Origin of the sequence: Kitasatospora sp. NPDC091257, from assembly GCF_044757675.1 — a bacterium.
In the GTDB taxonomy this organism is placed as follows: domain Bacteria; phylum Actinomycetota; class Actinomycetes; order Streptomycetales; family Streptomycetaceae; genus Kitasatospora; species Kitasatospora lactacystinica.
In genome coordinates this window covers 1-10,686 of record NZ_JBIVVI010000162.1, presented here as the reverse complement: position 1 = coordinate 10,686, position 10,686 = coordinate 1, and the positions used below count along the sequence as shown (strand labels likewise).

Annotated in this window: 9 protein-coding genes; 7 read left to right on the top strand and 2 right to left on the bottom strand. The window is 72.6% G+C overall.

Annotated features, from left to right (window positions below):
* Nucleotides 1-182 precede the first annotated feature (182 nt).
* Together ACIQOV_RS10530 and kdpB are read right to left on the bottom strand one after the other, a co-directional pair.
* Complete coding sequence (locus ACIQOV_RS10530; RefSeq protein ID WP_359898838.1) at nucleotides 183-668, bottom strand: universal stress protein; 486 nt, start codon at nucleotides 666-668, stop codon at nucleotides 183-185.
* A gap of 217 nt (nucleotides 669-885) precedes the next feature.
* Nucleotides 886-3,057 (bottom strand): potassium-transporting ATPase subunit KdpB, encoded by a 2,172-nt coding sequence (gene kdpB, locus ACIQOV_RS10525; RefSeq protein ID WP_401047132.1) that lies wholly within the window; start codon nucleotides 3,055-3,057, stop codon nucleotides 886-888.
* 276 nt (nucleotides 3,058-3,333) lie between these two features.
* Here kdpB and ACIQOV_RS10520 point away from each other — a divergent pair, with 276 nt between their 5' ends.
* From ACIQOV_RS10520 to ACIQOV_RS10490, 7 genes are all read left to right on the top strand, one after another.
* On the top strand, nucleotides 3,334-3,507 hold the full coding sequence (locus ACIQOV_RS10520; RefSeq protein ID WP_380549512.1) for a hypothetical protein: 174 nt from the start codon (nucleotides 3,334-3,336) through the stop codon (nucleotides 3,505-3,507).
* Nucleotides 3,508-3,571: 64 nt separating this feature from the next.
* The gene (lysA, locus tag ACIQOV_RS10515) at nucleotides 3,572-4,960 is read left to right on the top strand and encodes a diaminopimelate decarboxylase (protein WP_401047128.1); all 1,389 of its coding nucleotides are present in this window, start codon (nucleotides 3,572-3,574) and stop codon (nucleotides 4,958-4,960) included.
* Nucleotides 4,961-5,058: 98 nt separating this feature from the next.
* Nucleotides 5,059-5,844 carry a DUF2785 domain-containing protein gene (locus tag ACIQOV_RS10510; RefSeq protein WP_401047125.1) on the top strand — a complete coding sequence of 262 codons (786 nt, stop codon included), beginning with the start codon at nucleotides 5,059-5,061 and terminating at the stop codon, nucleotides 5,842-5,844.
* Nucleotides 5,845-6,086: 242 nt separating this feature from the next.
* Nucleotides 6,087-6,821, top strand: coding sequence for a hypothetical protein (locus ACIQOV_RS10505; RefSeq protein ID WP_401047123.1), 735 nt, complete (start codon nucleotides 6,087-6,089; stop codon nucleotides 6,819-6,821).
* A 20-nt stretch (nucleotides 6,822-6,841) separates the two neighbouring features.
* Nucleotides 6,842-8,068: a radical SAM protein gene (locus ACIQOV_RS10500; RefSeq protein ID WP_401047121.1), complete on the top strand. Its 1,227-nt coding sequence runs from the start codon at nucleotides 6,842-6,844 to the stop codon at nucleotides 8,066-8,068.
* Nucleotides 8,069-8,364: 296 nt separating this feature from the next.
* Nucleotides 8,365-9,711: an extracellular solute-binding protein gene (locus tag ACIQOV_RS10495; RefSeq protein ID WP_401047118.1), complete on the top strand. Its 1,347-nt coding sequence runs from the start codon at nucleotides 8,365-8,367 to the stop codon at nucleotides 9,709-9,711.
* On the top strand, nucleotides 9,708-10,622 hold the full coding sequence (locus ACIQOV_RS10490; RefSeq protein ID WP_401047115.1) for a carbohydrate ABC transporter permease: 915 nt from the start codon (nucleotides 9,708-9,710) through the stop codon (nucleotides 10,620-10,622). Before ACIQOV_RS10495 ends, ACIQOV_RS10490 begins: the two co-directional genes overlap by 4 nt.
* Nucleotides 10,623-10,686: the final 64 nt, after the last annotated feature.

The following is a 10,686-nucleotide window of genomic DNA, read 5'->3' as shown; positions in this document are numbered from 1 at the left end:
GGGGCCGGTGGGGCTCGCAGGCCGCTGGGATACCTCCAACTCGGCGGCCAGGAAGAGTACGTGCCCCTTCTGACCCCCTGTACAACTGAGCGCCCACCCGCGCGCCCGGTGCGGTGGCCGGGGCGCGCAGGTGGGCGCTGAGGGTGGGACGGCTGGGCGGTCGGGCGCGGGGCGGCGCGTCGTCAGCGGGCCAGCAGGGGGAGCGGGGCTCCGGTGCGGGCGGGCAGTTCGAGGCGGGTGAGCAGGGCGGAGGGCGAGACCTCGATCACCCGGCAGCCGGCCCGGTGGCGGCAGTGGCGGGCGACGGAGCCGTGCCGCAGGCGGTCCAGGCGGCGGCGGGTGGCGGCGCCGAGGACGAGCAGGTCCTCCGGGCCGGTGACGGCGCCGACCAGGGCGGGGCCGGGTTCGGCGTTGACCACCAGCGGGTGGATGACCAGGCCGGACGGGTAGCCGCCGTAGGCCTGTTCGAAGGCGATGTCGAGGCGCCGGCGGGCGGCGTGCTCCAGTTCGGAGGGCGGGCGCCGGCCGTCCCGCTCGATCGCGGTCCAGGCGGCGACGGGCACCAGCATCGCTTCGTGCCGGGCGGCTTCGCCGACGGCGTGGTAGAGGGCGGCCAGACTGCTCAGTGACCCGCTCAGGCCGACGATCACTCGGGTGGTCCCGGTCATGGCCGTTCGCCTCCGTCTCTCCGGCGGCTCTCTCCATCGGGCTCCGCCGGTTCGGCACTCCTTGCTTCGGATGATTCAAGTGAACCCCGGAACGGACGCCTCCGTACCGCCGCTGACACCACCATGACGCAGGTCGCACACATCTTGACGGCCTTCTGACAGGGCCGTCGGCGGCGGTGCGGCGGGATTTCCCGGCCGGTGTCTCCCGGCCGGTGTCTCAGCCCAGCCCCGGGACGAACTGGATCAGCAGGTCGATCGCCTTGATGCCAAGGAACGGCAGCACCAGCCCGCCCAGTCCGTACACCCGCAGGTTGCGCCGGAGCAGGTCGGTCGCGGAGGCCGGCTGGTAGCGCACGCCGCGCAGGGCGAGCGGGATCAGGGCGACGATGATCAGCGCGTTGAAGATGATCGCGGAGGCGATCGCCGAGGTGGGGCTGTGCAGTTCCATGATGTTGAGGTGGTGCAGCCCGGGGTAGGCGTTCGCGAACATCGCGGGGATGATCGCGAAGAACTTGGCCACGTCGTTGGTGATCGAGAAGGTGGTCAACGCGCCTCGGGTGATGAGGAGTTGCTTGCCCACCCGGATGATCTCGATCAGCTTCGCCGGGTTGGAGTCGAGGTCGACCATGTTGCCGGCCTCCTTGGCGGCCGGGGTGCCGGAGTTCATCGCGACACCGACGTCGGCCTGGGCGAGCGCGGGGGCGTCGTTGGTGCCGTCGCCGGTCATCGCGACCATGTTCCCGGCGGCCTGCTCGCGCCGCAGGTGGGCGAGCTTGTCCTCCGGGGTGGCCTCGGCGAGGAAGTCGTCCACCCCGGCCTCGTCGGCGATGGCCCGCGCGGTCAGCGGGTTGTCCCCGGTGACCATGACCGTACGGATGCCCATCCGCCGCAGCTCGGCGAAGCGTTCGGCGATGCCCTCCTTCACCACGTCCTTGAGCTCGACGACGCCCAACGCCCGTGCGCCGTGCCGGTCGTGGACGGCGACCAGCAGCGGGGTGCCGCCGGACCCGGCGATCCGGTCCACCAGCGGCTTGGCCTCCATCGGCAGCCGTCCGCCGGAGTTCACCACCCAGCGGGCGACGGCGCTCGCGGCGCCCTTGCGGATCAGGCAGGTGGTGCCGTCCGGCCAGGTGAGGTCCACGCCGCTCATCCGGCTGTGCGCGGTGAACGGCACGGGCCGCTGTTCGCCGAGTTCGCCGGGGGAGCGCGGCGGCACCCAGTACTGACGGTTGGTCAGTTCGACCAGTGACCGCCCCTCCGGCGTCCCGTCCGCGACTGAGGCCAACTGGGCGGCCTCGGCGAGCTGTTCGGTGGTCGCGCCGGGCAGCGGGTGCAGGGCGACGGCCCGGCGGTTGCCGTGGGTGATGGTGCCGGTCTTGTCGAGCAGCAGCACGTCCACGTCCCCGGCGGCCTCCACCGCCCGGCCGGAGAGCGCGACCACGTTGCGCTGCACCAGCCGGTCCATGCCGGCGATGCCGATGGCGGAGAGCAGGGCGCCGATGGTGGTCGGGATGAGGGCGACCATCAACGCGACCAGCACGACGGTGGTTTGCGGCGCGTGGGCGTAGATGGCCATCGGCTGGAGCGACACGACGGACAGCAGGAAGACGATGGTCAGCGAGGCCAGCAGGATGTTGAGCGCGACCTCGTTCGGCGTCTTCTGCCGGTCGGCGCCCTCGACCAGGGCGATCATCCGGTCCAGGAAGCTCTGCCCGGGCCGCGAGGTGACCCGGACGACCAGGTGGTCGGAGAGGACCTTCGTCCCGCCGGTGACGCCGGTGCGGTCGCCGCCGGACTCCCGGACCACCGGCGCGGACTCCCCGGTGATCGCGGACTCGTCGACGGCGGCGACGCCTTCGACCACCTCGCCGTCCCGCGGGATCACCTCGCCGGCCGGCACGAGGACGATGTCGTGCAGCAGCAACTGCTCGGCGGGAACGACCTCGTGGCGCAGGTCGCGGGTGCCGACCCGCCAGTGCGGCAGCCGTCGCGCCGTGGTGGTGGACCGGGCGCGGCGCAGCGATTCGGCCTGTGCCTTGCCGCGGCTCTCCGCGACGGCCTCGGCCAGGTTGGCGAACAGCACGGTCAGCCAGAGCCAGAAGGAGATCACCCAGGCGAAGACGCTCGGGTGGAGGACGGCGCTGACGGTGGTGAGCGCGGAGCCGCACTCGACCACCAGCATCACCGGGTTGCGCGTCATGGTGCGCGGGTGGAGCTTGCGGACGGCGGCGGGCAGTGCCTCGGCCAGCTGGCGGCGGGTGATCAGCCGGCGGCGGGCGCCCGGCGAGGTGGGCCGGTGGCCGGGCTGCGGTCCGGGCGCACGGTCCGGGCGCTGGAACAGGTTCTGCTGGTCGGTGGTGTCCGGGGTGGTGAGGGCCGAACGGCGCATCGTCTCGGGGACCTTCCGGGCCGCCCGGTCGGATGGGGCGGCGGTTCGGTGGGGCTGCGGGGACGGCGGACAGCCCACCACCGGAGCACCGGGGGACATGCCGTCCTTGACAGACTCCTGACACCGCGGACGGGCCGCCGCAGGGCCACTGTCAGGAGGGCGTCAAGGACCGGGCCCGGGACGTACGTCCTGCGTCAAGGACGGGTGCGGTCGGTGTGCGGAGGGTCTCCACTGGAGGTGTCCGGCCGTACGGGCCGCCGCTGGAAGGGACCTGCCATGACCACTGTCACCGCCGTCATCGACGTCGACGAGCCGCTGGAGCGGACGGTCCGCCCGGTGCCCGTCGCCTGGCGCCGGGACCGCCCCGAGCCGCCGGAACCGGCCCCGGCGGCCGACCGGGAACGCACCCGTCCGGCGCACTGCCGGTTCGCGATGCACTACGAGGACTGACACCCGGACCGACACCCGCCGGAGCACCCCGTCGCCCACGCGCCCGCCCACAGGAGTAGCCGCCATGACCCAGCTCGTCGCCCGGCCCGTCACCGCCTCCGCCTCCGTCACCGCCTCCGTCACCACCTCCGCCTCCGTCACCACCTCCGCCGATGCGCTCGGCGGCCCCTGGCCGGCCTCGGCGCGGCCCGGCCAGGGAGGCGAGGTGCTGGTCGGCGGCGTGGGACTGGCGGAGGCCGCCGAGCGGTTCGGCACCCCGCTGTACGTGCTGGACGAGGCCGAGGTCCGGGGCCGGGCCCGGGCCTACCGGCGGGCGCTGCCGCACGCCGAGGTGCTGTACGCGGCCAAGGCCTTCCTGTGCAGCGCGATGGCCGACTGGGTGGAGCAGGAGGGGCTGGGACTCGACGTCTGCTCGTCGGGTGAGCTCTGGCTGGCCGTCTCGGCCGGCTTCCCGGCGCAGCGGATCCTGCTGCACGGCAACGCCAAGTCCCCGGAGGAGCTGCGGCTGGCGCGGCGGCTGCGGGTCGGGCGGATCGTGATCGACGGCCCGGCGGAGATCGCCCGGCTGGCCGCGCTGGTGGCGGCCGACACGCCGCAGAAGGTGCTGGTCCGGGTGGTTCCCGGGATCGCCGCCGGGCACCACGCGGCGGTGCGCACCGGGGTCGGCGGGCAGAAGTTCGGTTTCCCGATCGAGGGCGGTGACGCGGCGGACGCCGTCGCCCGGGTGCTCGACCAGCCGGGCCTCGAACTGGCGGGCCTGCACTGCCACCTGGGCTCGCAGATCACCTCGGTCGAGCCGTACCTGCTCGCGGTGGACGCGCTGGTGCGGCTGCTCGCCGAGGTGCGGGAGCGGCACGGCGTGGAGCTGCCGGAGCTGGACCTCGGCGGCGGCCACGGCATCCGCTACCTGGCGGGGGACGAGGCGCTGGACCTCGCCGAGTTCGCGGTGCGGGTGACCGACCGGCTGGCGGTGCGCTGCGCGGAGGCCGGGCTGGAGGTGCCCCGGCTGATCGTCGAACCCGGTCGCGCCGTGGCCGGTCCGGCCGCGGTGGCCGTGTACCGGGTGCTGTCCGTCAAGCACTCGGCCGACGGCCGCTGCTTCGTCGCGGTGGACGGCGGCATGAGCGACAACCCGCGCCCGGCGCTGTACGGATCGCCGTACGCGGTGCGGCTGGTCGGCCGCCGTTCGGAGGCGGCGGAGGCGAGGGTGGACGTGGTGGGCCGTCACTGCGAGGCCGGGGACGTGCTGGTGCGGGACGCGGCACTGCCCGCCGACCTGCGCCCGGGCGACCTGCTGGCGATGCCGGCGGCCGGTGCGTACCAGCTGTCGATGGCGTCCGGCTACAACCTGGTCGGCCGCCCGGCCGTGGTGGCGGTGAAGGACGGCCGGGCGCGGCTGCTGATCCGGCGGGAGACGGTCGAGGACTTCCGCCTGCGCGAGGTCGGGCGCTGAGGGCGGTCGGCGGTGGCGCGGGGACGTCGGCCCGGCCGACTTCCCGCGCGGAAAAACCAGGTGGGAGGCCCTGACCGCCGTTGATAGGGTCCCGCCCCGTGACGAACTGGCGCGAGATCCATGAGAACGACTGTGCACTCCCCCCGGGGCGCGGGCTGGACGACCTGACCGCGGAGCTGGCGGAGGCTCTGGGGAGCCCGGACCCCGAAATCAGGGACGGTTACCCGTACGCGGTGCTGGACGCCTGGATACGGAGCGGGGTGATCGACGGCGAGCGGTGTCTGGCGCTCGGTGACCTGATGGCGGAGCGCTTCACCGATCCGCGGATCGAGGCGCGGACCTTCGCCCCGCTCGTCCTGAGGATGATCGTGAACCGGGGCGGTGCCAGGCCCGGGTGGCTCGACGCGTTCGCCGCCTGGTACCGCGCGGAGGCCGACCTGCGGGGCCGTGACGACACGCTCGGCTGGCTGCACGCGATGGCGCACGGCGCGGACCTGCTGGGGGCCTTCGGCCTGCGGCCCGAGGTCGATCCCGGACCGCTGCTCGTGCTCGCCGCCGAGCGCCTGCTCGCCCCGACGGGGTACCTGTTCGCGGAGCGGGAGGACGACCGGCTCGCCAAGGCCGTGGCCCTCGTCCTCACCCGCCCCGACCTGACGCCGGAGCGGTCGACCGCCTGGCTGGCACCGATCGCCGAGGCCCTCGCCCCGTACGAGTACGGGCCGATGCCGGTCTGGGCCTCCAACACCGTCCGCACCCTGCGGGCCCTGTATCTGCTGGCGGACCTCGGGGTCTGCGCGGAGCGCGGCGGCCGCCCCGTCCGGCTCGCCCACGGCGAGGTGGTGAAGGCCGGGGTGGCCGAGGTGCTGCGCCTGCCGCTCCGATAGGCCGGGGACGGGATCCCCACCCGGTCCAAGGGCGCCGAACGTTCCCCAATGTGACTGAACAGGACCGCTTCTGTCGGTTTGTCATCCCTGACGCATGAGGTAATTGATGCGAACTCGACCATTTGTGGCGGGCCGCTGTTAGGCTGCGCGACTGAATACGAACTCTCCACGATGTAAAAGGACTTGGAAGAGAGGGTGAAGGATCGCTCCTTCGCCGCCGCCGCCGACACCCGAGGAGCCACGTGAGACCCGAAGACGTCCCCCTGTTGTTCCAGGAGTTGGCCCGCGAGTTCGCGGACGTGACCGACATGTCGGTGGCGGCGACCGGTTCCCTCGCCCGCGGCGACCACCGCACCGGGCCGAGCGGAGACGTCGTCTCCAACCTCGACCTGGTCCACGTCGTGGCCGAGGACGCGGACGTGCCGGAAGTCCGCGACGTGGTGGGGCGGAGGATGCGGCGGATCTCCGACACCTTCCGGATCGAGACGACGTCCGTCATCGCCAGGCTCCCGGCGTTCCGGCTGGCCGGCCACGCCCACTACCGGATCAGCATGAGGCCCGAGTGGTTCTGCGACGGCCTCGCACTCGGCCCGGAGGGCTTCGACCTGCCGGGCCGCGACGACGGCGACCCGCACGGGGCACTGGCCTGGATGATGCAGCCCGTCCCCTACTACCTGGCGAAGGCGACGGCCGTGGACCCGACGACCAACCTCGCCAAGGCCCGCAGGGCCGCGACGCGGCTGGCCGACCGGTTCGATCTCAAGGAGGTGCGCGACGGCCTCGACGACCTCCCGCACGCCCTGCGCGCCCTGATCGCCGAGCGCCGCATCACCCCGCTCGAATCCACCGCGCGCTACCTCGCCACCCCCACCCACCCCGCCGTCGCGCAGCTCGTCCGCGACGCGGTCTTCGTCGAGAGCATGGGCCTGTCGTCCGCCGACTCGATGGTCGTCCTGCTGCCGTCCGCCCCGAACTGACCACCACCGGAGAGCACCCCATGTCCACCCGGCAGCACGTGGAGATCCTGCCCCCGCACCCCTTGCGGGCCGGCTACGACAGGTCCTTGGAGCGCGGGTCGATAGCCGACGACTTCCAACGGCGCCTGGAGCCCGCCAACTTCAACCCGGGCTACCTCGGCGCCCTGACCGAGCGGGTCGAACTGGCCCTGGGCCGGGACCCGGCGGACGAGACCATGCGCTGGCGCCTGGCGTTCCTGCTGCTCCAGAACAACGCCACCGCGGCCGCCGTCGAACGGGCCGAGGACCTGCTCGCCGGAGCCGTCCTCCCGCAGAGCCGGCGCCTCGCCCACCTGGTGGCGGGGATCCGGAGCCGGGCCGGCCTGCCGCGCACCGGACGTGGCGTCCGGCGGGTCAACTGGTCGATCAACAACCGCTGTCCGATGTCCTGCCAGGGCTGCTACAACCCGTTCGCCGCGGAGCAGATCGACCTGGCCCAGGCGGACCGGATCATCGCGAAGCTGGCCGCGCACGGGACCACCGACCTGGTACTGGCGGGCGGCGACCCGCTGCTGTGGCCGCCGATCTTCGACGTGGTCGACCACGCGATCGCCGCCGGCCTCAAGGTCGGCCTCGACACCACCGGCTACACGCTCACCGCCGAGAAGCTCGACCGCCTCCGCGGCCTGTCCTCGCTGCGGCTGCCGCTGGACGCCGTCACCGCGGACGTGCAGCGGGCGTTCCGCCGCAGCCCGGACGCCGACCTCCTCCGGGCGCTGCTGGAATCTCTCGCGCTGTGCGACGCCGAGGGCTTCGACCGGGTGCGGGTGCACACCGTGGCGAGTGCCGAGAACCTCCACCAACTGCCGGAGCTCGCCGCCGAGATCATGTCCCACCCTTCGGTCGCCCAGTGGGTGATCTTCCAGTGGTGGGGCCGGCGGGCGTCGCCGGCCACGGTCCGCAGGCTCGGGGTGGCGGTCGAGGACGTCCGCGCGGTCGTGGACGGGATCCGGCGCGACCACCCCGGCCGGGAGATCCACCTCGCGGAGAGCAGCGAGCGGGAGCTGCTGAACTGGATGATCCAGTCGAGCGGGCAGGTCGTCACCTTCGGGTCGGGCGCGGAGGAGGAGTTCATCCTGGGCAACCTCCTGACCGACGAGGTCGAGGAGATCCTGACCCACCCGATCCTGGACTTCGAGGCCATGTCCCGCGGGATCCCGGTCACCCCGGGAACCGCGTTCGGCCCCTCGGGTGCCGTGCGGGGCTGACGGACCCGGCCGATGCCGCCTCCGGCACCCCGTTCCGGCGTCCGCTCCGACGCCTCGGCGACGTCCTCTCCGATAACAGAACGGTTGCGGAGCCCGCCCTTCCCCTCTTCAGGTCTTGACGGCACGGGGAGGGCGGGCGTTTGCTGTGTCCGCTCGTTCGAACCTGTTTGGTTCTGGTCTGTTTTGTGTGTTTGAACGTTCAAAACAACCCGAGCGACCCCCGCCGCACCTGTCACACCCCTCCAAATCCCCTACGCACCACAGCCTTCCGGCGCCACCCCACCGAGAGGAATGCAATGTCACACCTTTCTCGTCGCGACCTTCTCCGCGCCTCCGGAGCCGGCCTGCTGGCCGTCGCCGCCGGCGGCACCCTCGCGGCCTGCGGCGGCGGCTCCGGCTCGGGAGGCGCCGCCGGCGGGGACGCCGACACCGGCACGATCACCGTCTGGTCCTGGGCCACCGCGGCCGAGGCCCTGCGCGGCATCGTCCCGGCCTTCGAGAAGGACAACCCGGGGATCAAGGTCGACGTCCAGGACATCGGCGAGCCCGCCATCTGGGACAAGATCACCGTCGGTCTGGCGGCCGGCGGCCAGGGCCTCGGCGACGTCCTCCACATCGGCTGTGACTACCTGCCCGGCTACCAGGAGAAGTTCCCCGGCGGCCTGGCCGACCTCTCCGCGCTCGGCGCCGACGCCCACAAGGACAAGTTCGCCAAGGGCCTGTGGCCGGTCGTCACCGGCAAGGACGGCCACGCCTACGCGCTGCCCTGGGAGGTCAACGCGCTGGGCTTCTTCTACCGCAAGGACTACTTCGACAAGGCGGGCATCGACCCCGAGACCTTCGCCACCTGGGACGACCTGCTCGCCGTCGCCGACCGCTTCAAGGCCGCCAACCCCGGCATCGCGCTGATCGGCGTCAACCGGGCCGCCAACCCCACCCCCGACCTGGACTTCCTCCAGGGTCTGATGCAGCTCCAGGGCGCCTTCTACTTCGACCTCCAGGGCAAGATCACCGTCGCCTCGGAGCCGGCCGTGCGCGCCCTGACCATCATCAAGCGGCTGGACGAGGCCGGGCTGATCGGTGACACCCCCGGCGTCCAGAGCTGGCCGCCGGTGATGAAGAGCGGCAAGCTCGCGGTGGCCGCGATGCCCACCTGGGTCGCGCACTACCTGGAGAAGAAGTTCCCCGACCAGAGCGGCAACTGGCGCCTCACCAAGCCCCCGGCGGTCACCCCCGGCGGCAAGCGCACCGCGCTGGTCAACTCCACCCACCTGGCCGTTGCCGCCTCCAGCCCGCGCCGCCGCGCCGCCTGGAAGTTCGTCGAGTACGCGCTCACCCGCACGGCCTCGGTCAACACGATGTTCAACGCGGGCGGCGTCTTCCCGGCCCTCACCGAGGCCTACGCCGACCCGATGTACGCCGCGCCCAGCGCCTTCTACGGCGGCCAGGCGGTGCTCAAGACCTTCACCGACCTCGCCACCGACGGCGGCGACCCCACCAACTACTCCGGCGACTACGCCCGCGCCCTCAAGCTCGTCAGCGACGCCCAGACCAAGGTCCTCCTCAAGGGCGCCGACCCGGCCGCCGTCCTCCAGGACGCCGCCAAGCAGCTCGCCCAGCAGACGGGGCGCGGTATCGCATGAGCGCCGCCAGCCCGACCTCCGCCGCCCTCGCCGGGAAGGCCGCGCGGAGCCGCCGGCGGCGCACCGCCCTGCCGTACCTGCTGCTCGCCCCGGCCCTGCTCACCTTCGGCGTGTTCAAGGCCTACCCGATCATCGAGTCGCTGTGGCTCTCCTTCACCACCGGCGCCGGCACCGCCACCCGCAACGCCGGCATCGCCAACTACCGTCGGCTGCTGGACGATCCGCTGTTCTGGACGGCCCTGCGCAACACCGGCGAGATTCTCGTCGTCCAGGTCCCGCTGATGCTCGGGCTGGCCCTGCTGATGGCCGTCGGCATCAACTCCGCGGTGGTGCGCTGGCGCACGGTGTGGCGGCTCGGCGTCTTCATGCCCTCGGTCACCGGCCTGGTCGCCACCGGCGTGATGTTCGCCTACCTGCTCAAGTCCGACGACGGCGCCGTCAACTGGGTGCTGAACGCCGTCGGCCTGCCCTCCGTCGACTGGCTGGGCCAGCCGGTCTGGGCCCGGATGGCCGTCGTGGTGGTGCTCACCTGGCACTACACCGGCTACAACGCCGTCATCTACCTCGCCGGACTCCAGTCCATCCCGAAGGAGTTGTACGAGGCCGCGATGGTCGACGGCGCCGGCCCGATCCGCCGCTTCACCTCGATCACCGTCCCCGCGCTGCGTCCGGTGCTGCTGTTCACGGTCGTGCTCTCGACCATCGGCACGCTCCAGCTCTTCGACGAGCCGTACGTGCTGACCGGCGGCGGGCCGGACAACGCCACCCTGACCGTCTCCATGTACCTGTACCAGAACGGCTTCCGGTACTTCGACTTCGGCTACGCCTCCGCCATCGCCTACGCGCTCACCCTGATCGTGTCGGTGCTCGGCGCCCTCCAGATGCGCCTGATGGGAGAGCGCGACAAGTGACCTCCAAGACCACCACCCCCCAGACCACGACGCCCGGCAGTACGACGCCCGAGGGCGCGACACC

Excerpts from the sequence above, each read along its gene's own strand:
- kdpB (WP_401047132.1), bottom strand. The coding sequence starts at position 3,057 with ATGCGCCGTTCGGCCCTCACCACCCCGGACACCACCGACCAGCAGAAC.
- ACIQOV_RS10495 (WP_401047118.1), top strand. The coding sequence starts at position 8,365 with ATGTCACACCTTTCTCGTCGCGACCTTCTCCGCGCCTCCGGAGCCGGC.
- ACIQOV_RS10500 (WP_401047121.1), top strand. The coding sequence starts at position 6,842 with ATGTCCACCCGGCAGCACGTGGAGATCCTGCCCCCGCACCCCTTGCGG.
- ACIQOV_RS10520 (WP_380549512.1), top strand. The coding sequence starts at position 3,334 with ATGACCACTGTCACCGCCGTCATCGACGTCGACGAGCCGCTGGAGCGG.
- ACIQOV_RS10530 (WP_359898838.1), bottom strand. The coding sequence starts at position 668 with ATGACCGGGACCACCCGAGTGATCGTCGGCCTGAGCGGGTCACTGAGC.
- ACIQOV_RS10490 (WP_401047115.1), top strand. The coding sequence starts at position 9,708 with ATGAGCGCCGCCAGCCCGACCTCCGCCGCCCTCGCCGGGAAGGCCGCG.
- lysA (WP_401047128.1), top strand. The coding sequence starts at position 3,572 with ATGACCCAGCTCGTCGCCCGGCCCGTCACCGCCTCCGCCTCCGTCACC.